The 21,365-nt window shown below is 71.8% G+C and carries 14 protein-coding genes, 1 tRNA gene, 1 other RNA gene and 1 pseudogene; 6 read left to right on the forward strand and 11 right to left on the reverse strand.

Going from position 1 to position 21,365, the window contains the following annotated elements; translation table 11 throughout:
- Window positions 1–63: 63 nt before the first annotated feature.
- From OHA89_RS18280 to ffs, 5 genes are all read right to left on the reverse strand, one after another.
- Window positions 64–1,545: a N,N-dimethylformamidase beta subunit family domain-containing protein gene (locus tag OHA89_RS18280; RefSeq protein ID WP_266608730.1), complete on the reverse strand. Its 1,482-nt coding sequence runs from the start codon at window positions 1,543–1,545 to the stop codon at window positions 64–66.
- A gap of 201 nt (window positions 1,546–1,746) precedes the next feature.
- On the reverse strand, window positions 1,747–3,426 hold the full coding sequence (locus OHA89_RS18285) for a hypothetical protein (RefSeq protein WP_406366646.1): 1,680 nt from the start codon (window positions 3,424–3,426) through the stop codon (window positions 1,747–1,749).
- A 300-nt stretch (window positions 3,427–3,726) separates the two neighbouring features.
- The gene (purD, locus tag OHA89_RS18290) at window positions 3,727–4,980 is read right to left on the reverse strand and encodes a phosphoribosylamine--glycine ligase (protein ID WP_406366647.1); all 1,254 of its coding nucleotides are present in this window, start codon (window positions 4,978–4,980) and stop codon (window positions 3,727–3,729) included.
- Between the two features lie 61 nt (window positions 4,981–5,041).
- Window positions 5,042–7,183 carry a DNA polymerase III subunit gamma and tau gene (locus OHA89_RS18295; RefSeq protein ID WP_406366649.1) on the reverse strand — a complete coding sequence of 714 codons (2,142 nt, stop codon included), beginning with the start codon at window positions 7,181–7,183 and terminating at the stop codon, window positions 5,042–5,044.
- A gap of 53 nt (window positions 7,184–7,236) precedes the next feature.
- Window positions 7,237–7,335: signal recognition particle sRNA small type (ffs, locus tag OHA89_RS18300), an RNA gene on the reverse strand.
- A gap of 107 nt (window positions 7,336–7,442) precedes the next feature.
- Here ffs and OHA89_RS18305 point away from each other — a divergent pair.
- Window positions 7,443–7,530, forward strand: a tRNA-Ser gene (locus OHA89_RS18305).
- 130 nt (window positions 7,531–7,660) lie between these two features.
- On the opposite strand, the gene OHA89_RS18310 is transcribed toward OHA89_RS18305, so the two are convergent.
- Window positions 7,661–8,089 carry a type II toxin-antitoxin system VapC family toxin gene (locus tag OHA89_RS18310; protein ID WP_266608736.1) on the reverse strand — a complete coding sequence of 143 codons (429 nt, stop codon included), beginning with the start codon at window positions 8,087–8,089 and terminating at the stop codon, window positions 7,661–7,663.
- The gene (locus OHA89_RS18315) at window positions 8,086–8,361 is read right to left on the reverse strand and encodes a hypothetical protein (protein ID WP_266608738.1); all 276 of its coding nucleotides are present in this window, start codon (window positions 8,359–8,361) and stop codon (window positions 8,086–8,088) included. Before OHA89_RS18315 ends, OHA89_RS18310 begins: the two co-directional genes overlap by 4 nt.
- A gap of 453 nt (window positions 8,362–8,814) precedes the next feature.
- Between OHA89_RS18315 and OHA89_RS18320 the strand changes: the two genes are divergently transcribed.
- Complete coding sequence (locus OHA89_RS18320; RefSeq protein WP_406366652.1) at window positions 8,815–11,241, forward strand: helicase-associated domain-containing protein; 2,427 nt, start codon at window positions 8,815–8,817, stop codon at window positions 11,239–11,241.
- A 19-nt stretch (window positions 11,242–11,260) separates the two neighbouring features.
- Here OHA89_RS18320 and OHA89_RS18325 read toward each other — a convergent pair whose 3' ends face one another.
- Window positions 11,261–11,452 carry a hypothetical protein gene (locus OHA89_RS18325; RefSeq protein ID WP_266608742.1) on the reverse strand — a complete coding sequence of 64 codons (192 nt, stop codon included), beginning with the start codon at window positions 11,450–11,452 and terminating at the stop codon, window positions 11,261–11,263.
- Between the two features lie 502 nt (window positions 11,453–11,954).
- On the opposite strand from OHA89_RS18325, the gene OHA89_RS18330 reads away from it, so the two are divergent.
- The gene (locus OHA89_RS18330; protein WP_406366654.1) at window positions 11,955–14,621 is read left to right on the forward strand and encodes a tetratricopeptide repeat protein; all 2,667 of its coding nucleotides are present in this window, start codon (window positions 11,955–11,957) and stop codon (window positions 14,619–14,621) included.
- Window positions 14,622–14,676: 55 nt separating this feature from the next.
- Here OHA89_RS18330 and OHA89_RS18335 read toward each other — a convergent pair whose 3' ends face one another.
- The gene (locus OHA89_RS18335) at window positions 14,677–15,018 is read right to left on the reverse strand and encodes a DoxX family protein (protein WP_215150772.1); all 342 of its coding nucleotides are present in this window, start codon (window positions 15,016–15,018) and stop codon (window positions 14,677–14,679) included.
- A 162-nt stretch (window positions 15,019–15,180) separates the two neighbouring features.
- The gene (locus OHA89_RS18340) at window positions 15,181–15,474 is read right to left on the reverse strand and encodes a PucR family transcriptional regulator (protein WP_406366655.1); all 294 of its coding nucleotides are present in this window, start codon (window positions 15,472–15,474) and stop codon (window positions 15,181–15,183) included.
- Window positions 15,475–15,775: 301 nt separating this feature from the next.
- Between OHA89_RS18340 and OHA89_RS18345 the strand changes: the two are divergent.
- Window positions 15,776–16,660, forward strand: a pseudogene (locus OHA89_RS18345) (xanthine dehydrogenase family protein molybdopterin-binding subunit); the annotation flags it as partial.
- Here OHA89_RS18345 and OHA89_RS18350 read toward each other — a convergent pair.
- On the reverse strand, window positions 16,657–19,398 hold the full coding sequence (locus OHA89_RS18350) for a PKD domain-containing protein (protein WP_406366657.1): 2,742 nt from the start codon (window positions 19,396–19,398) through the stop codon (window positions 16,657–16,659). The pseudogene OHA89_RS18345 and the gene OHA89_RS18350 sit on opposite strands and share 4 nt — an antisense overlap.
- Before the next feature lie 516 nt (window positions 19,399–19,914).
- On the opposite strand from OHA89_RS18350, the gene OHA89_RS18355 reads away from it, so the two are divergent.
- Both OHA89_RS18355 and OHA89_RS18360 read left to right on the forward strand, forming a co-directional pair.
- On the forward strand, window positions 19,915–20,790 hold the full coding sequence (locus OHA89_RS18355; RefSeq protein WP_266608749.1) for a helix-turn-helix domain-containing protein: 876 nt from the start codon (window positions 19,915–19,917) through the stop codon (window positions 20,788–20,790).
- 115 nt (window positions 20,791–20,905) lie between these two features.
- Complete coding sequence (locus OHA89_RS18360) at window positions 20,906–21,352, forward strand: molybdopterin-dependent oxidoreductase (RefSeq protein WP_266608751.1); 447 nt, start codon at window positions 20,906–20,908, stop codon at window positions 21,350–21,352.
- The last annotated feature ends 13 nt before the right edge of the window (window positions 21,353–21,365 follow it).

A 21,365-nucleotide genomic window follows, 5' to 3' on the forward strand; every position in this document is an offset into this window, starting at 1 on the left:
GTACGGGGTCGCGTGCCCGGGCAAGCGGGGTGTCGTGCGGGGTCTCGGCGGGCGCGTCGGTCCCTAGTCCCTCTTGCAGATGCGGTCGAGGAGATTGGCGGTGGCGCGCTGCACGCGCTCGTCGACGTGGCCGGGGCGGTCGAGAGCCGGGGACCAGGCGAAGGTGCCGGACGCGAAGACCAGGGCGCCGCTGGGCGCCCGGTAGAGCGAGGTCTCCTGGTGGCGGCGGTGGTTCTCGGTGTCGAGGTACGGGGAGTGCGCGAGCAGGATCCGGTCCTGGTGCTCGGGGAGCTGGGTGCGCGGGAAGTACCGGTCGGCCTCGCCCGCGACCAGGCCGGGCAGCTCGTCGTTCTCGCCGGCGCCGGTGGAGTCCCAGAGCCAGTGCGTGGCGTTGCGCACGATCAGGGGCGCGGGCTCGGGGACCCGGCCCGCGTACTGGATGCCGAGCAGCTGCTGCTCCGGGCGGTCGACCTCGCGCCAGAGGCTGGGTCGCCCCGGGCCACGGCGTTTTCGGCAGGTCAGGAGCCTGTCCTCGACCCCGGAGGGGGAGGGCGCGAGCTCGACCTGCCAGTACATGGTGTTGGCGGAGAGGAAGACGAGGGAGGTGCCGTGGTCGCGGGCGCGTTCGACGGTGCGGCGCATGGGGACGGACCAGTACTCGTCGTGGCCGGGGAAGACCAGGCCGCGGTAGCGGGTGGGGTCGACGCGGCCGGCGTGCAGGTCGCGGGTGTCGGCGTAGGCGAGGTCGTAGCCGTAGCGCTCGGCCCAGCGGATGAAGTCGTAGGCGTGGCCGACGTGCAGGGGGAGGCCGGCGCCCGCGTAGGGGCGGTCGAAGGAGACCGTGTGGGCCGCGTCCTGCTCGCCGAGCAGCCGGCCGTCCTCGTCCCAGGCGTGGTAGAGGCTGGCGCCGGTGCGGCCGTCCTCCGGGTAGAGGTTGTAGGCCTGCCAGGTGATGTCGGGGAGCAGGAGCAGGAGGTCGGCGGGGTGGTCGTCGCGGACCGTGAAGGGGATGTGGGAGCGGTAGCCGTCGGCGGTGGTGAGGACGGCCACGTACGCGCCGACGCTCCAGTAGGACGGGACCTGGAGGCGCCAGGACAGCCACCAGTGGTGGCAGGAGACGGTCCGGTCGGCGGCGAGGGGGGCCGGCTGGACGATGCCGGAGAGGCGGGGACTGGTGGTGATCTTGGAGGCGCCGTCGCCGCCGTAGTGCCCGATGCGGTAGACGTCGACGGAGAACTGCTGGGGCGGGTCGACCGTGATGTGGAAGTCGATCGCCTCGCCGGGGGCCACGGCGCCGGTGGAGGCGAAGCCCTTGATCTGGCGGTACACGTCGTCGGCCGTGCGGGGGCCGCCGTTGCCGCCGCGGGCGCGCGGGAGCTGGCCGGGGGCGAGCGCCGGGTCCACGTACCAGGGGACGACCTGGCCGGTGTCGTCGAAGTAGAGCTCACTGCCCCGGAACCAGGGCAGGGGGCCCTGTCCGAAGGGGTCGGTCACCGCGTGCGCGAGCGCACCTGACTCCCAACGCCGGATCTGGTCCGCACCCATAACCGTTCCCCTCCCTCGCTCCCCCCGTACGGGCATGCATCGAGCCGGTCCCAGCACATCACATAACGCACGCACTCCGTCACCGTTCGTCGCGAATTGACGTGATCGGAACAGAGGGATCCGATTATTCGTGCGATCGGTAGCCCGTCGGGGGAGGGTGTCGGGCGTCGTCAGATGCCCGTCAGACGCAGTCAGATGCCGTCAGACGAGGCGGACGGGCTTCTCGGGGCGGACGCCGAGGTCAGCGAGCCAGTCGCGAAGGGGCTCCGGGTCGCCGTCCTCGACCAGGCACAGCACGCGGGGCGCGAGGTCGGAGCGGCGGACTCCGCCGACGAGCAGGACCGGGCCGTCGAGCCAGTCCAGGCCGGGTGCGGCTCCGGCCGAGTCGACCGCCGCACAGCACACCATCGCCGTCACGTGGTCGGCCAGCAGGTCCCGGCCGCTGCGCGGCGGCTGGAGCGGGAACAGCGGCACGGCGTCCGCGCCGCGCTCCTTCCCGGCCCGGGCGGCAGAACCGGCGGCGTGCTCCTCGCGGGCCAGGTCCCCGCTGAGCCGTCCGGCCAGCGCCTCCCCGGCCGCGCCCGCACCGGCGGGGTCGGTGAGATAGTCCAGCACCCGCTCCAGCGTGGGCCCGGCGAAGCCGTCCGCGGCGGCGGGGGCGGAGGCGGGAACCGCGGCGGCCGGCGGCGCGGCCGCGACGGCCAGGGCGTCCAGCGCCGTGTGCAGGCGGGCCGCCTCCGTACGCCACTTGCGGTCCACGACCTCCTCCGGATACGCCGCCCAGTCCACCGGGGACCACTCCGGTCCGGTCTGGGCCGGACCCCCGTGGAAGAGCCGCGCGGCCAGCAGCGAAGCCGCCTCGTCGACCGCACCGGGCTGCTCCAGCAGGTCACAGGCGGGGCGCTCGCCGAGCCTCGAGGTGAACCCGTCGGCCAGCCGGTCCCGGCGGGACAGCTCGGTCAGCGCGGAGACCACCCCGGCGTCGAGGTGCGCCGGCCAGCGGCCCATCCGCCAGGCGGGCAGCGCGACCCGGGTCAGCAGCCGGTCCCAGCCCGCGTAGGCGAGGCCGACCTGTTCCTGGGCGACGATGCGCAGCCCGTAGTCCACACCCTGTGCACGCTCCGAGGCGGCGGAGGCCACCCCGCGCTCCATCTCGGCGGCGTCCACCCGGCACAGGCGCAGCAGCAGCCGGGCAGGTCCGGCGATCCAGCCGAGGCCGCGCCGGCCGCCCACGTCCACGGCGGCGTCCAGCCCCCGCACGAACCCGCGCGCGTCGGCTATGTCCGGGTGCGCCGAAGGTCCCGTACCGGCGACGACCGGCGCGAGGACGGCGCGCAGCTCTGCGACCCGCATCCACCAGAGGAACGGCGAGCCGATCACCAGCACCGGGGCGGCACCGGGATCGGACTCCGGGCCGGCGGGTCCGGCTATGCCGGCGGATGTACGCGCGGCGCCGCGGCGGTGGGCCGCGTGGGTGCGGTCCTCCAGCCAGCTGTCGCAGTCGGGGGTCAGGGCTATCGCGGAGGGCGCCGGCACGTCCATGCGGTCGGCCAGGTCCCGCACCAGCCGGTAGAGATCGGGGGCGGCGGCCTCGGAGAGCGGCACCGTCGGCGTCACGGCGGGGCTCGCCCGCAGCACCACCGCGGCGAAGATCCCGCCGACGAGCAGCACCAGCGCGGCGGCCGCGCAGACGGCGAGGGTCACCGCGGGCCAGGGGTCACCGGCCAGCCGGCCCGTCATCCGGGCGGCCACCAGCACCACCGCGAGGGCGGCGGGCAGCAGCCCGACGGCCAGGGCCCTGCTGCGAACGCGCAGCACGGCCAGGGCACGGGAACGCGCGGACGGCACGCCCACTTCCATGATCGAACCGGTTCCGGACACGGCCGGACCTCACCCCCTCTGCCCTGCGGCGGCTTTGCTCACTCCCCCACTGTGACACCCGCCACTGACATCGCAATGCCGGTGGGCCAAGTGCCGGAATGAGTGCCGGAATGCTTGCGCCGCACCCTAGTTGGGGCACGCCCGGGCGTCAGGCAGACCGGAGGACGATCACCCGATGGAATGGCTTTGGGTAAAGGTGGGTGCGTTCGAACGCGGCCGGATGCAGTCGCACGCGAACGCGCCCGCGGGCCCGGGCGCACCTCGTGCGCACCGGGCCCGCGGGGGTTGCTCTGCCGCAGCTCAGGGGCGTGCGGCCGCCTTGGCGGCGATGTCCGTACGGTGCTGCGAGCCGTCCAGCCGGATGCGCGCGACGGCCTTATACGCCTTCTCGCGGGCCTGTGCCAGATCAGAACCGGTCGCCGTCACCGAGAGCACGCGGCCCCCCGCGCTGACCACCGAGTCGCCCTCGCGCCGGGTCCCGGCGTGCAGCACGTACGCGTCGGGGGCGTCCTCGGCGGCCACCTCGGCCAGGCCCTCGATGACGTCGCCCGTGCGCGGCGTCTCGGGGTAGTTGTGCGAGGCGATGACCACCGTGACGGCCGCGTCCTCGCTCCAGCGGAGCGGGGGCTGGACGTCCAGGGTGCCGTTGGCGGCGTTCAGCAGCACGCCCGCGAGCGGGGTGCGCAGCCGGGCCAGGACCACCTGGGTCTCGGGGTCGCCGAAGCGGGCGTTGAACTCGATGACCCGGGTGCCGCGACCGGTGATGGCCAGCCCGGCGTACAGCAGTCCGGAGAAGGGGGTTCCGCGGTGGCGGAGCTCGTCGACGGTCGGCTGGAGGACCAGCTCCATGACCTCGTCGACCAGCTTCGGGTCGGCCCAGGGCAGCGGGGAGTACGCGCCCATGCCGCCGGTGTTGGGGCCCTCGTCGCCGTCCAGCGCCCGCTTGAAGTCCTGGGCGGGCTGAAGCGGGACGACGGTCACGCCGTCGGTGATGGCGAAGAGAGAGACCTCCGGGCCGTCGAGGTACTCCTCGATGACCACGCGGTCGCAGCCGAGCGCGTGGGCGCGGGCGGCGGCGCGGTCCTCGGTGACCACGACGCCCTTGCCGGCGGCGAGGCCGTCGTCCTTGACGACGTACGGGGCGCCGAAGGCGTCGAGGGCCTCGTCCACCTCCTCCGGGGTGGTGCAGACGTAGCTGCGCGCGGTCGGAACCCCGGCCGCGGCCATCACGTCCTTGGCGAACGCCTTGGAGCCCTCCAGCTGCGCCGCCTCGCCGGACGGGCCGAAGACGGGGATGCCGGCGGCGCGCACGGCGTCGGCGACTCCGGCGACCAGCGGGGCCTCCGGGCCGACGACGACCAGGTCGGCGCCGAGTTCGATGGCGAGAGCGGTGACGGCGTCGCCGTCGAGGGCGTCGACCGGGCGGAGCTCGGCCACCTCGGAGATGCCGGCGTTGCCGGGAGCGCAGTACAGCGCGGAGACGTCGGGGTCGAGGGACAGAGAGCGGCACAGGGCATGTTCGCGGGCGCCGCCGCCGATGACGAGGACCTTCACGCTGCTCAGCCTAGCCCGGACGGCGCAGCCGCCTTCGTGCGGCCACCCCAATCAGCGGGGGCTACTCATTCGTGTATTCCTCCACAACGGTGGCTCCGAGCTCGCGCACGATCAGGTCGTGTCCGGTCAGCGCGCTCTCCACGAGGTCCGGATCGTCCTCCTCGGCGAAGTCGTCCTCGGGGGCGACCGGCGGGGGCGCCTGCTGTACCGGGGGCTGCGGGGCGGGAGCGGACTGCTGGGGCGGCTGCTGTTGCGGGTACTGGGGCGCGGGGGCCGCCGGGGCGGGCTGTGCCGGGGGCGGCGGGCTGTAGGCGGGGGCCGGCGGGGCGGCGTAGGAGGAGGCCGAGGAGGCCTGGGCCATGGGGGCCGGGCCACCGCCGCCCACCACGGCGTCGATCTTCCAGTTGACCTGGAACTGCTCGGCCAGGACCGCCTTGAGCACGTCCTCGCTGCCGCTGCTCGCGAAGTTGTCGCGGGCTCCGGCGTTGGGGAAGCCGAGCTGCAGGGTGGTGCCGTCGAAGCCGGTGACCTGGGCGTTCTGGCTGAGCAGGATCCAGGTGAAGCGGCGGCGGTTCTTGACGGCCTCGAGGACGCCGGGCCACATCGCCTGGATCTGCCCGACGCCGGCCGCCATGCCCGGGGAGGGTGCGGGGGCGGCGGGAGCGGCTGGGGCCTGGGCCTGGGGGGCCGGTGCGGGGGCGGCGGGAGCGGGAGCCGGGATCCCCTGGCCGGGCGCGGCCGCGCTGGGCCAGGCACCGGGCTGCGCGGCACCGGGCTGCGCGGCTCCGGGCCACGCCCCGGGCGCGGGGGCAGTGGGGGCGGGGGCTGCGGGCGCGGCGGGGGCTGCGGCGGGCACGGCCTGAACCGGCGCCTCCGGCTGCGCGGGTGCCCGTACCGGCTCGGGGGCCGCGACCGGCGCCGGGGCCTGTACGGCGGCCCGCGTGGCGGCGACGCCCCCGCCGGCGGGGGCCATGGGGTGCGCCTCGGGCCCGGGCACGTAGCCCATGGCGGTCACGGCGGGCGCGGGCGCGAAGGCGGCGGCAGCCCCGCTGCGCTCGAGGCGGTCGAGCCGGGCCTGGAAGGACCGCTCGTCGCTGAAGGCGGCGGGCAGCAGCACGCGGGCGCAGATCAGCTCCAGCTGAAGCCGCGGCGAGGTCGCGCCCCGCATCTCGGTGAGGCCGGTGTTGACGAGATCGGCGGCGCGCGACAGCTCGGCGGCCCCGAACACGGACGCCTGTGCCTGCATCCGCTCCACGACATCGGCGGGGGCGTCGATCAGCCCCTTCTCCCCGGCGTCGGGCACGGCGGCCAGGATCACCAGGTCCCGCAGCCGCTCGAGCAGGTCGGCGACGAACCGGCGCGGGTCGTTCCCGCCCTCGACCACCCGGTCGACGACCTCGAAGGCGGCGGCCCCGTCCCCGGCGGCGAAGGCGTCGATGACGGAGTCGAGCAGCGAGCCCTCGGTGTACCCGAGCAGGGAGGTGGCCATGGCGTATGTCACACCGTCGTCGGCGGCGCCGGCGAGCAGCTGGTCCATGACGGACATCGAGTCACGCACGGAGCCGGCCCCGGCGCGCACGACGAGCGGCAGCACGCCGTCCTCGACCTTGGCGCCCTCGCGGCCGCAGACCTCGCCCAGGTAGTCCCGAAGGGTGCCGGGCGGCACGAGCCGGAAGGGGTAGTGGTGCGTCCGGGACCGGATGGTCCCGATCACCTTCTCCGGCTCGGTGGTGGCGAAGATGAACTTGAGGTGCTCCGGCGGCTCCTCGACGACCTTCAGCAGGGCGTTGAAGCCCGCCGAGGTGACCATGTGGGCCTCGTCGATGATGTAGATCTTGTACCGGCTCGACGCGGGCCCGAAGAAAGCCTTCTCGCGCAGGTCACGGGCGTCGTCCACGCCACCGTGCGAGGCGGCGTCGATCTCGATGACGTCGATGGACCCCGGCCCGTTCCTGGCCAGGTCACGGCAGGACTGGCACTCCCCGCACGGGGTGGGAGTGGGACCCTGCTCACAGTTCAGGCAGCGGGCGAGGATGCGCGCGCTGGTCGTCTTTCCACAACCGCGCGGCCCGCTGAACAGGTACGCGTGATTGACCCGGTTGTTCCGCAGGGCCTGCATCAGCGGGACAGTGACATGCTCCTGCCCGATGACCTCGGCGAACGACTCGGGGCGGTAGCGGCGGTACAGCGCAAGGGACGACACGTCTACGAGGTTATCCGGGCCCACCGACATCGGCGGCCCACAAGGCCCCCGGAACGCAAAGCGCCCCCCACGCACCCGCCAGAGCCCACTTACCCTTGCTGCCTTCCGGCCCTGGGGGAGTTGGGTGAGATAGCGCCACGTGAGGGGCTGACCCCACCCTAGCGGATGCACGCCCCCGGAATCGACCCCGTCCCCGCCCCCGCTCCCCGCGGACGATCACGTTCGCGAGCACCCCTCAACGTCTTGTATTGTTTGCGGCGGAGGATTCGCCTAGTGGCCTAGGGCGCACGCTTGGAAAGCGTGTTGGGGGCAACCCCTCACGAGTTCGAATCTCGTATCCTCCGCCAGTGCCTCACCGGGCACTTGAAGGCCCCGACCGGGAAACCGGCCGGGGCCTTCTGCGTTCCGTGGTCTCACTTCGAGTCTCATTTACTTGCCTCGCAGCCGGACATTTCCGTGCGTTCCGGCCTCGACGGCCTATCCCTCGTACTCCCAAGGGTTCAACAGGAGTGCGCCTGATCGCGCCAGATGCTTGATGTTGCGGCTCACCAGCGTCCAGCCGTTCGCCAGCGCGGTGGCGGCGATCAGCGCATCGGGTGGATCGATGCTGGTTCCGGAACTCTTGAGTCTCCGGTGAAGAGCGAGGTAGGCGAGTGCCTCCCGCTCTCCAACAGCGACGATCCGGTCGCGGTACTGATCACGGATGTCCATGAGCGCCCGCTCGAAAGCGGTACGCCGCACCAGATCTGCTGTCCCCTCGATGCCTGCCTCGATCTCTGCGATCGTGAGGACGCTCAGATAGAGGGCAGGAGCCGGCACCGACCGAGCCCAGGCGACGACGGCCGGAGCAGGCCTCGGCCGGGTGGTGATCTCGGCGACCACATTGGTGTCGAGCAGATAGATCACTCGCCATCCGCCTCGTCGTCGTAGGACCGCTGCCCGAACTCCAGCCCCTCGAACGGGGCCGCCATGAGCCGTTCGAGAAACCCGTCGCTGCCCAGGGTTGCCCAGCGGTGAAGCATGTCGGGCAGGGCATCGATGTCGGTGTCGGCGAGCTCGGCATCGAAGTGCCCGAGCTGCTGCTCGGGCAGAGACTCCCGGATCTCCCGGATCGTCCGGAGCGGATGAAGCTCCTCAGGTCTGCGCGGCGGGAGCGGCAGATTCGGGGCAGTGCTCATGATCGGCTCCTCCACGCTGTGGTCCACGGGCCCATGCCTGAAGACCACCCTAGGCCGGGTGGCCCTGGAGAGGGCCGAAAACGACCCGAACCCGAGCTGTGCCGGAACGCATCCGCCGGGTCGCCCTCGGCTGTGTCCAGCCTGAAATCGGTGATCGCGACTCGGATCTTGCGACTTGACTGCGCGAACTCGACGGTTCCCGCCTGGCACGCGTAGTCGCCAATTGGGAGGACGCCTCCTCCGCGGACCGCGCTCGGTGGAGGACCTGTCACTCTGCCGAACCCGCCCGGCGTCAGGGTGGGCAGGGCGCGGCCGCGGCTCGACGTCACCCGTGGGCGGGGATCTTTCGCCGTGCTAGACGTCCATACCCACCGAATGGGCCATCCTTGAGCCCGGTGCCGGACTGGCCGAGGTCCGGCCACGGCCCGTTTCCTGGCCGGAGGAGAGGTTTCCATGGCGTCCGGATCAACGCTGACAGCCTGGCTCAGCGGCCTCGACGGCCCGCGCCTGGCAAGCGTGCTCGCGACACGGAACGACACCGCGTCCCCTCCGGAGCCCCGCTCGGTGGGGGAACTGGCGGACCGCCTTCAGCGGCCGGGGTCGGTGGCACTCGCGCTGCCCCTGCTCACCCTGCCCGACTTGCAGGTGGCCGAGGCCGTGGCGGCGCTCGGGACGACCGCGTCGCGCGAGGCCCTGGCGAGGCTGCTGGGAGCGACGGCAGGCGAGGCCGACCTCGCACTGGAAGCGGTCCTGGAGACTCTGGCCGGGCACGCGCTGGTCTGGCCGGACCACAACGGAAGGCTCCACACGGCAGCACCGTTGCGGCAGGCGTGGGACGCGCCGCTCGGGCTGGACGCACCACTTGCGGAGCTGCTGGCGGACATGACCTCCGACGAGCTGCGCGGCATGTTGGCGGCGCTGGGCATCAAGCCGCCCGGCACAAAGCTGCAGCGTATGGCGGCGCTCGTCGCGCACCACAGCGACCCCGAAGTCCTTGCCGAAGTGCTGGCCCGAGCGCCCGCGGTCACACAGAAGCTGCTGGCCCACCGGGCAGGGTCTGCGCCGAGGCAGCCGCAGGCCATCGTGTTCGGGACCCCTGGCCCCGTCCTCGAACCGGGGGCGCGATGGGCACTCGACCGGGGCCTGCTGATCCAGGATCGCCGCCGATACGGTCCCGCGCGTATGCCCGTCGAAGTCGCGCTGGCGTTGCGCGGGCCCACTTGGCACGCCCCCTTCGCCCCGCTTCCGCCGTCCCCTCAGCTGGTGTCCGTCACCCCCGCCGAGGTGGAGCGGGAGGCCGCGGCCGCGGCCACGGTGTTGTTGACCCAGGCCGCCTCGGTCCTCTCGGCCTGTTCCTCGGCTCCGCCCGCCAGACTCAAGTCCGGCGGGATCGGCGCGCGTGAGCTGGCCCGAATCGGCAAGGCCGCCCATGCCGACGATGCCGTGGTCCGCATCACCCTGGAGGCCGCGTACACCGCCGGGCTACTGGCCCGGGTCGGCGACCGCGTAGCACCGACCGAGGCATACGACGTCTGGGCGGAACAGGAGCCCGCAGAGCGGCTTGCCACGCTGCTCCAGGCATGGCGCGAACTGCCGCTCACCCCCACCCAGGCGCGCGACGAGGACAACAAGGCGCTACCTGCCCTCGCGGGAGCACCGCCCTGTAACGGCTGCCGCCAGGCCCGCCACGGGCTGCTTGCCGCAGCAGCACGGCTCCCGGCCGGTCAGGGGGTGAAGAACTCTTCCGATCTCGGACCGGCGGTGGCCTGGCACCGCCCGCTCGCCGACAGCTCACCTACGGACATCACCCCGTTCGCCACGGTGATCCGCGAGGCCGAAATGTTCGGAGTGATCGCCCGAGGCGCCCTGTCGGCTCTGGGTGTTCACCTGCTCGCCTACGACGCGGAAGGACTGACCGCCACCTGCCGACGGCTGCTGCCCCCGGCCGCCGAAACCGCCAGGATCGGCGGCGACCTCACCGCCGTCGTCGCCGGCACACCGGCCGCGCGGGTCGCCGTGGTGCTCGATGCCACCGCTGACCGGGAAACCAGTGGCACGGCCTCGGTGTGGCGGTTCAGCTCCGGCAGTATCCGACGGGCCCTGGACGCCGGCCGCGCCCCAGGGGACATCGCAGCCGATCTGGCCGCCATCACAGCCGAGCCCCTGCCCCAGCCGCTGTCCTATCTCATCGCCGACACCGCAAGGGGCCACGGACGTGTGCGCATCGCCCCGGCCGCCTGCGTCCTCCACGGCGAGGAGCCGGCGCTCCTGGCCGAACTCGCCGCCCACCGGGGGCTCTCCAACCTCGGCCTACGCCAGCTCGCGCCGACTGTTCTGGTCAGTCGTAGCTCGCTCGACACAACCCTCGCAGCGCTCCGCGCCGAGGGCTACGCCCCCGTCGCCGAAACGGCCGGGGGAACCGTACGCGTCGAGAAGGTCCGACCCCAGCGAGCGGCCGCGCCTGTTCCAGCCCCTCGGCAGACCGGCGACAGGCGCGGCACCCGAAGCAAGGCCATCCGCACGTCGAAGGTCCCGGGCGGCGCCGACATTGATGATCTGGCTGTCCGACTGCTGGCCGCACCACCGACCGCGCCGGAACCCGACCCCTTGGGCAGCGGAGTCCCCTTCGGGACGGACACCGAAGAAATCGTCGCCGGATACGCGAAGCACCTGTCGTACAGCGATGTCCGCCAGCTCGCCCAAGCCATCGACGCCGGCACCGCCATCACGGTCGAGTACGTCGCGACCTCGGGCAGTCGCACCGTACGCACCCTGAGCAGCCTGGAACTCGACCCGCCCTACCTGGAAGCCTGGTGTCACCTGCGTGAAGCCGAACGCGTCTTCACGCTCTCCCGCATCCACGGCCTCATGCCCCAGTAGGCCGCTCAGGCGCCCAAGGTCAGCACTGCAGCCCGAGAATCAGCCGGACGGAATCCTCCACACCGTGCACCTCACCCGAAGCCAGCAGCACGAGCCTTCTCCGCAGCCGCGACTTCGCCAGCGTGCGAAGGTCCGCGCGCTGGCCGACATGATCGAGGCCGCTGCTCCACTGAGACACGCCGGCTTCTCGGCTGACGTCGTGGTCCGCCACGGCACCGGTACTTGAGCTGGCTCAGGCACCGGAGACCGGTCTCAGTTCTGGTCTCATTCGTACCTGTCCAGGGCCATCCGGCGAACCCTCTGGGTTAGATTCCGCCCCAGGTCAGGACGGGTACGGCCCCCTCCGGACCCCCGTACGAACATTTGGAAAGCGTGTTGGGGGCAACCCCTCACGAGTTCGAATCTCGTATCCTCCGCCAGTGCCTCACCGGGCACTTGAAGGCCCCGACCGGGAAACCGGCCGGGGCCTTCTGCGTTCCGTGGTTGCGGTTCCGCCTGCACGGTCCCGACGGCCCGCGCCTCGGGCGCGTTCGTGCTCGAGGACGACTGGCCGCAGGCCGCCGTTGATCTTCGTTTCGGCCTACTGGTCGGCGGCTTCCGGGCCGTGGCATCATCGGGCCACGCCGACCGCGTGGGGGATGGAAATGGCGGAGCAGATCAGGTCGCGTCGCAACACGATTCTCCTGGCCGGGACGGCCTTCAGTGCCGCTGCCGTGAGTACGACCGGCGACCTCATCTTCAATGTCTTCGCGCAGCCGACGGCCAGGGTGCTGTCCATCGGTGCCACGTTCGTGGCCGGCTCCCTCGTGGCCTATCAGGTGGTCAAGGCCCGGCGCGAGGAGCGGGAGGAGTCCGGACGTCTCGTGGCGTCGAGCCAGACCCGGCGGCATGAACTGCTCAGAGCGGATCCCTTGGTGGGACGGGAATCCCTCCTGGCCGGATTACTGGCGTTACTCAGGGATGTGCCCGCTCCGACCGGTGGTTCTCTGCCCGTGGACGCCGCGGAGGGCCAGGCGAAGATCGTCGTCGTCCACGGCGCGGCGGGCGTGGGGAAGACCACGCTCGCCCTGAACGCGGCACACCGGGTGAAGGACTCGTACCCCGACGGCCAGCTCTACGTGAACCTGCAGGGCGACGGTGACACGCCCAAGACGAGTGGCGAGGCGCTGGAGCGGCTCCTGGTCAGCCTCGATGTCGCTCGCGACGATCTTCCGGCGGATGTCGACGGCCGTGCCGCCCTCCTCCGCAGCCTCACCAACGACCTGCGGTTGCTGATCGTGCTGGACAACGCCCACCGCACCGAACAGGTACGGCCGCTCCTGCCGGTGGGCGCGGGCTGCTCGGTGCTGATCACCAGCCGAAAGCCGCTCGCCGGTGTGGCCCTGCGCCAGGCCGTGCCGGTCTCGCTGCCGGACGAGAGCGAGGCGTTGGACGTACTGGCCCACTACGCAGGCCGCGAGCGCATCGCCGGTGACCCCGCGGTCGCCCTGCAGATCACCCGCTTCTGCGGCAGGCTCCCGCTGGCGCTGCGCATCGTCGGTTCGAAGCTGGCGCAGCGGCCCGACCTGAGCCTGAGCCGTATGCAGGCGCGGCTGAGCGACGAGAGGCTCCGCCTGAGGGAACTCGTCTTCGACGACGACAGCCTGCACGCGTGTCTGATGCTCACCTACCGGGATCTCGAGGAGTCCACCCGGGCGGCGTTCGGACTCATCGCCTCACTGCCGGCCGGACGGCTCACCGACTGGCACTTCGAGCGCATCGGCCCCGCCGGTGGGGCGGCGTTCGCGACGTGCGACGAGCTGATCGAGGTCAGTCTGATGGAGGCGGCAGAGGGGGGCGAGGGCGAGGAGGGCGGCGAGGCGAGTACCGGTTATCGAGTCCACGATCTGGTCAGGGTCTTCGCAGCCGAGCAGTACGAGCTGCTGCCGCCGCAGCAGCGGCGCCGGCACGAGGAACGTCTGGTCAAGGCATACCGTGATGCCGCCGTCAGCCTGGCCGCGCAGCGTGCGCCGGAACTCGGGGCGGAGGTGCCCTCCGGGAGTATCGGCGATCTGGGCCCGGAGTCGGCCGCCGGCTGGGTATCCGCCGAGCAGGAGCGGCTCCGCTGGGCCATCGGCCGTGCCAGAAGCCTCGACATGAACGCCGAGGCGGCCGAGATCGGTGAAGCGGTGTCCTACTTCCTCGACGACATCGACCTTCCCCCCGCCTCCGCGGACTGGCTGTTCGACGCGTCGCCGTCGGAGACCCGGCCTCGCGTGCTGGCCAGCCTGCGGCGTGCCCGTGCTTCGGCGGCCGTGGCCGAAGGTGCGCCGGACACGGCGCTGACGCTGCTGGCCCGTAACGGACTGGACGACGGCCGGGACGACAGCGCCGACCCGGTCGGGAGTGCACGGGACGAGATGGTCGTCTCGCGCGCGTACGCGGCGAAGAAGGACTTCCGGGAAGCACTGGACCACATGACGACGGCCGTGGACCGGCTGCGTGCGACGGACGACACGTGGCACGTCCTCAACTCGCTGGAGAAACTGGGCGAGTTCCAGAGGTGGCGAGGCAGTCCCGAGTCGGCGGAGCGGAGCCAGCGGGAGGCGCTTCGGCTGGCCGAACGCACCGGTGACCTCAGGGCCAGGGCCCGGCTGCGCCGGACCCTGGCGGAAACCCTCGGATATCTGCGCCGCCCGGAAGAGGCGGCGCCGCTGCTGGAGTCCGCGGTTCACGACTTCCGGGTGCTCAACGACCGCAGGTGGGAAGGCGCCAGTCTCTATGCCCTCGGCAAGATCTACCGCCTCCTCGGCCGACGCGAGGACGCCCGCGAGCGTTACGACCGGGCTGAGGAGATCTTCGGGCCCATGGGCGAACGGCACTGGGTGGGGCGCGTCACCAATGCCCGGATCCGCGTCCTGGCCGGCATGGGACGGCTCGACGAGGCCGAGGCCAGGGCCAGGACGGCGCTGAGCCTGTTCGAACAGGTCGGCGACGAGATGTGGCAGGCGCACACGCAGCGGGACATCGGATGGCTCCACATCAAAGCGGGTCGGCCGGAAACGGCCCTCGAACCGCTCACCCACGCCATCGACGTGACCGAGCGGGCGGGGGACGCCTATGCCGGATCCATGGCCCGGCACCTTCGCGGCGTCGCCTACCGGGAACTCGGCCGGTACCCGGAGACACACGCCGACCTCGAAGCGGCACTCGGCGTCTACCGGGCCGGCTCCTACGAGTGGAACGAGGCGGCCGTCACCCACGACGTGGTCCTCGCACTCCGGGCCGAGGGGAGGACCGCGGAGGCGGACAGCCTGGCCGAGACCACTGCTGCCGCCAACCCGGTCTTCATCCGCATGCGCGGCCGCGACGGGGCCGAGGCCGTTCCCGACGAGGACTGACCGAAGCCGCCCGGTGATCGTCCTGCTCCGGCGGTGAAGCGCCGGTCCCCGGCCGTCAGAAGCCGAGGGCGAGGGCGGCCACGGCCGGGGCGGCGTACAGGAGGGGGAAGGGGACGTGCGCGTAGGAGCGGGCGCGCAGGACCGTGATGACGGCCCCGGTGAAGTAGACGGTGATGCCGACGGCGGCAGCGATGCCGATCGCCGGGACGAACAGGCCGACGACGAGGCCGGCCGCCCCAGCCGCCTTGGCCAGGCCCAGCCAGGTCCACCACGAGGCCGGGACCCCGTACGCGGCGAGCGGCTCGACGACCCACTTGGCGCGGAAGAAGACCGAGGCGGCGGAGAAGCCGACCATGAAAGCGCCGACGAGGGTGAGGACTACGGCGGTGGTGGACATGAGGTTCGCTCCCCTGGCTGGTGCCGGTGCGCTGTCGCCCGGCCTTCACTGCACTGACCCGCCCCGCCGCACGGATGTGACGGCCCGCCGGAAAAGAATTTCGGGGGAGGCCGTAGACCGGCCTCCCCCGCCTTTCATGCCGCGTACGTCGCTCATCCACCGCTACAGGCAGCGCAGCGCAGCGTAGAGATCGAGCTTGTGGTCCAGGCGGGACAGGTCACGGCCCGTCAGGACCTGCACCCGTTCGATCCGGTAGTGCACGGTGTTCACGTGCAGGTGGAGGGCCTCCGCCGTGCGCGCCCAGGAGCAGTTGTTGGCCAGGAAGACCTCCAGGGTCTCCCGCAGCATCCCGTCCCCGAGCGCCCCCAGCGTCCGCGCCCCGAACACCCCGCGCACCTCGGGCGGCACCCCGGCGAGGAGTTCCGCGAGGGTGCCCAGCTGCTCGACCGCCCGCACCGGAACCTCCTCGTCCGCCGCCGTCAGGGCGAACCGGGCCTGGCTCAGCGAGGCCCGCGGCGCGCTCCAGGGCGGCGCGCCTGGTCTGCCGGTCGCGGTAGCGCGCGAAGACCTCGGCGATCTCGTGGAGCACCCGCGGCGGCGCCGCGTCCGGGTCCGGCAGGTACAGCCGCCAGGCGTCGTACGGGGAGCTGTCGGAGCTCTCGGCCTCGATGCCCAGCGAGATCCCCTCCCGGCCGGGCGCGGCCACCGCCTGCCCGGCGGGGAGCGCCGGCGCGGACGGGGTACGGGCCACCGTGCGGTCCCGGAGGGCTGGCTCACCGGGACGGGCACGGCGGTCGCGATGATCGCGACCGGCCCCCCGGCGGCCACTACGCCGACGCGCGGGTCAGCCTGATGCGGGACGGCACGTACGACATCGCGGTGGGCACGGCGGAGTTCGGCAACGGCACCACCACCGTCCACAAGCAGATCACCGCCGGCGCGCTGAACACCACGGTCGACCGGATCGCGGTCCGCCAGTCCGACACGGACGTCGTCCGGCACGACACCGGCGCGTTCGGCTCGGCCGGCACGGTGGTGGCGGCCAAGGCCGTGATGCTGGCGGCGGGCTCCCTCTCCGAACGCCTCCAGACCTTCGCGGCCCGGCACACGGGCGTGGCCCGGCACCTGTGCAAGCTGCAGGCCGAGGCCTTCGACTGCGCGGGCCGCGTCCTCACCCTCAAGGAGCTGTACGAGGCCGCGTACGACACGGGCAAGCTCGACGAGATCGCGGCGGACGGCCACTGGGGCGGCTCTCTCTCTCCCCCCCCCCCGCTCGGTGGCCTTCAACGCGCAGTGGTTCCGCCTCGCGGTGGATCCGGACACCGGCGAGATGAAGATCCTGCGCAGCGTGCACGAGACGGTACCGGTGGACGAGCGCGGCGAGGTGACGACGACGGCGTTGCGCCGCTACCGGCTCCCCCAGTACGCCGACGTCCCGCGCACCGAGGTGCACTTCATGGAGACCTCGGACGCGATCGGGCCGCTGGGTGCCAAGTCGATGAGCGAGAGCCCCTTCAACCCGGTGGCCCCGGCCTTCACCAACGCGCTGCGAGACGCGACGGGCATCCGCTTCACGGAGTTGCCGGTCACCCGCGACGTCGTGTGGCAGAAGATGCAGGCCGGGGCCGACCGCGACCGCTAGCCCTGGGTGAAGTAGCCGAGCAGGTCGGTGATCACGTGGTTGCTGCCGCCCCAGCTGTTGAAGACGCTGACCTTGCCGTCCCCGACCGGGGTCGTGACGTGGTTCGGGACGGTGATGCCGGGGAGCGTGTTCAGGCTGCTCGCATCCGTACGCGGAGTCCCGAACCCGTGGACGGTCAGGAAGCCGGGGCCGGTGGACTCGGTCGCGGTCACGTTCAGGACCGCACCGACCGCGTTCGCGGGGAGACCGGCCACGGTGGTCGTGGCGCCCGGGGCGACCTTGCCCGTGGTGCGGGTGTCGGCCATGCGCTTGGGCACGACGGGGGTGAAGAGGGCCTTGCCGTCCTTGCCGTAGTAGCCGACCGCGTCGACGACCAGATGCGTGGAACCGGAGTTGGTGAACAGCGTGATGGTGCCGTTCGGCCCGACCGGGACGATCGCCTGGTTGGACTTGTCCTTGCCCGGCTCCACGTTCAGGTTCGACGTCGCCGGACGCTTCGCCGGGTCCGGGTAGGCGATGACGTGCGCCTGCTCGGTCGCGCCCGTACCGGTCAGGTTCAGCGCGACCGCCGTGGCATCCGCCGGGATGCCGTTCACACCGGCGACCTTGACGGTGCGGGTCTGGCCACCGCCCAGCGCACCACCGGTGGTACGGGTATCGACGACGCGGGTCGGGGTCACCGGGCCGAACCGCTCCCCGATGTTCGGCTGGTAGTAGCCCACGAAGTCCACGATCAGCGAGGCCCTGCCGGAGTTGAGCTGCGCGGCAACCTTGCCGTCAGCGCCCACCGGGACCGTGACCGTGTTGGACGAGGTACCGCCCGCCTTCACATTGACGTTCGAGGTCACCGGACGGGGCTGACCCGACGGCCAGACACTGAGGTGGGTGTCCTCGGTGGCGCCCGTGACGGTCACGTTGAGGACCGCCGCCGCCATGCTTCCCGAGAGCTCGTGACCCTGTATGGCGAGGCCGACGGGCAGGACCACAGGAGTGGCCACGCCTCCCTGCACGGGCGTGTTGGTGGTACGGGTGTCCAGCAGGCGGAACGGCTCGGTGGCCACGTAGCCGGACGGGGCGTAGTCGACCTTCACGCTCCGCTTGGCCGTGGACTTCGCTCCCTTGGCGTCCTGCACGGTGACCGTCACCTCGTAGGTGCCGGGCAGCTCGTACTCGTGCTTGTACGCCCGCAGGTCGTCGGCGTGACCCTGGGTGCCGTCACCGAAGTCCAGGTCCGTGCCGGTCACCGGCCACGGCGCCGCAGTGCTCGTGGAGTCGACGGAGACGGTCAGCGGACCGTCTCCGGAGAGCGGGTTGGACGAGGTCGGCAGGACCTGCTCGGCGGTGAAGGCCGCGGTCAGCGGACCGGCCGCGGAGGCCTTGACCGGGTGGTCGAAGGAGGTGACCTTCTCGCCGACTCCGGTGACCGCCGTCACCTTGGCCACGTAGTCGCCCGGCTTGCCGTAGACGTGCTCGGCGGTGGTGTTCTTGGTGACGACCGGGGCCGTTCCGTCGCCGAAGTCGTAGTGGTACGTGAGCCCGGCGGGCCAGCGGCTGTTCGGAACGGCCGTCGCCTTCACCGTGGTGCCGACCGGCGCCCACGTCGGCTCGAGACCCAACTGGACGCCCTTCAGGACGTCCTGGGTCTCCACGGCACCGCGTTCGATGAAGCCGCCGTCCCTGCCCGTATTGGGAACGCGCGGGTCGTCCGCCGTCGGCTTCCCGTAGATGTCGGTGGGCAGCACCCCCGGCGCCGTCGGGTCGCCGGAGTCGATGGTCGGGGATCCGTCGTCCGTGCCCGTGTCACTGGGCTTCGCCGTCAGGATGTCGTGCGCGCCCTGTCCCGTGGCCGCCGCGAACGCCGCCGGGGTCTGGTAGCCGGCGCCGCCCCACGTGTAGGGCGTCACCTTGGGATCGGGCCGGGCGATCAGGTTGTAGTCGGCGCGGGTACCCGCCGTCGCGCTCGCCGCGACCTCGATGGTCTTGCTCGGTTCGGCCGACGCGCATTCGACGGGCCAGGTGAGGATCGCGTTGTTGAACAGCGCGGAGGAGGACGAGGTGCCACGGACCGAGAGGGTCGTCCCGCAGCCACCCCGCACGGTGTTGTTGGTGACGGCCGTTTCCGGGGCGTCCACCACGTCGACGGCCCGCTCGAAGTCGCTGTCGATGCGGTTCCGGCCGAGCACGGTGCCCCGGGCCCCACCCTCGACACGGACACCGAGGAGTCGGCTCCGGGTGGCCCGTACGCCCACGCTTCCTTCACCGACCACGAGGCCGACGGCGGAGTCGTTCGAGGCGTAGAGCCGGTCCAGCTCCACATCCGTCGAGCGCTGGACCTGGACGCCACCGTAGCTCTGCAGTCCGCGGACCACCACGTGGGAGGCACCGCTGACGGTCAGGCTCCTGCCGAATTCCAGGTACGCCGCGGAAGAGAAGTTCTCCGCGTCCGCGGTGAAGGTGATCGGCTTGCCCGGCTCCCCGGAGCGGTCGATGACGACGTTCTCGTCATACGTCGTCCATGTCTTGATCCGCACGGTCTGACCGGGCTTGACGAGCTTCGCCGCCGCAGAGATGGTGCAGAAGGGGACCGCCTGCGAACCGGCCCCCGCGTCGGAGCAGTTCGAGTCGGACTCGTTGTTCACGTAGAGATTGGCCGGCGTATCGGCGGCGGTGGCGGCCGGAACGCCGAGAAGGGTGACGAGACCTGCGGTCAGCAGGACCGTCGCGCGAGTGGGACGCACGGGAATTCCTTCGGGAAAGCATGCGAAATGCATGCATTACGGTGCGGCGCCGCGCGACTGCGATGAAACTGCCCCCCAGTGGCAGTCGGGCGCACGCGAATCCGCAGAAACGTTTCGACGATAAGCCATCACCCCGCCCGTGTGGCCGCCGGACTGCCCCAGACCTTCTTGCGGCCATATCCGACATCACCGCCCAAGCTTCGCGAACTCGGCACCTGCTCGCGCCGGGCACTTTCGTTCGAACGGAAAATCCCACCGGATCGCGCGGAATCACGACCCGGTGACGCGCGATTCTTCTTTTGCTTCGCAGTAACAAGAGAAAGAAACTCCAGCCAAACCCCTCCTACCTCCCGCGGCGGCCGGTAACTCACACGAGTGACACGACCGAACTGGGTTGGATTTCGGGGCGGTTGGCTGGCATATGCTCTGGCTCATCCCACCAGAAATGAGACGGCCCCCGCCGGGACGGCAATCCCGAACGAGGGCCTGACCAAAGCGGAAGAAAGCACCTTCCTCATGGCTTCCGAGCACCTTAACGCGCGACCGGTCTTCCCGTCCGGCGTACGCCATGCCAACGTCCGTCACACGTCGCACTACACCGTGATCGGCAACCACCTCGCCCAGCACCGCGAGTTGTCACTGACCGCGATCGGGCTGGCCGTGCACATCCAGTCGCTGCCCGGCGGCGCCCTGGTCGGCATCAAGGATCTGGCCCGCCGGTTCACCGAGGGTGAGGTCCGGATCGCCTCGGCGCTGCGCGAACTGGAGCGCCACGGCTATCTGAGCCGGTCCAAGGAGCACCTGCCGGGCGGAAGGCTCATCACCCGAACGGTGTCCTACAACCGCCCGGGATCCGTCCCCTTGCCGGAACGGGACCTCCCGCCGCCACCGCCGGCACCACCCCCACCACCACCGCCGCCGCCTCCGGCACCCGAGCCCGCCGCACCGGAACCCGCTCCCGAACTCCCCGCACCCGCATCCCCAGCCGTGCCCGCCCCCGCAGTGCCCGCCCCGAATGAGGTCATCCCCTCCCGCCGCAAGGCCGCCAAGGCCCTCCTCGGGCAGCTGCGCCGCATCGACCAGCGGCTCCTCCTCGGCGAGCGGGACATCGAGCGGCTCGCGCCCGGCGTCGAAGCCTGGCTGGAGCGGGGTGCCGCTCCGCAGGCGGTGACTGTCGCGCTCATCGCGAACCTGCCGACCCCGCCGCACAATCCGGCCGGGCTCATCGCCTACCGGCTGGCCCATCAGCTGCCACCGGTCCTCGAACCGGTCCACCGCGAGCTCTCCTTCGTACCCCCGGACCCGTTCCAGACCTGCGAGAGATGCGATCGCGCCTTCCGCAGCCCCACCCGCGGCACGTGCCGCGGGTGCGCCGAGGAGGCCGCGGCCTGAGGCTCTCCGGTCCTGCCAGGTGGAAACGACCAAGACGCACGCATCTGCGGCTATATCAATCTCTCAACCTTGCAGATGAGGTTCCGGAATGAGAGGTCCCGGGCATGACATACGCATGGCCAAACTCATGCTGCACGGAGACCTGGACCACCCGGCGACCCTGAGCGTCGCGGACCTGCGGGAATGGGAACAGCACCGGGCCACGGTCACGTTCGACTGCGCGACCAACGGTCCGCAACACCATGTGTTCGAAGGCCCGCTGCTGCGCGATGTGATCGCGGACGCGGGGCCCGCGTTCGACGCCCGGAGGCGGAAGGACCGAAGCCGCTTCCTGATCGCGATCAGCGGCGGGGACGGGCACCACTCCGTCGTGTCCTGGGCCGAGCTGGACGCCGACTTCGGCGACAGCCCGGTCCTGCTGGCCACCCGGCTCGACGGGGAGGACCTCGACGAGGCGGGCAGCCAGCTGGTGGTTCCGGCTGACCGCTGCGGGGCGCGCTACGTCAGCGCGGTCACACACGTGTGGTTCGGCGCGCTCACGGCGCCGGGGGCAGGCCTGTAACGGTGCCGCGCCC

The sequence above is a fragment of the Streptomyces sp. NBC_01546 genome, assembly GCF_045208355.1.
Classification (GTDB): domain Bacteria; phylum Actinomycetota; class Actinomycetes; order Streptomycetales; family Streptomycetaceae; genus Streptomyces.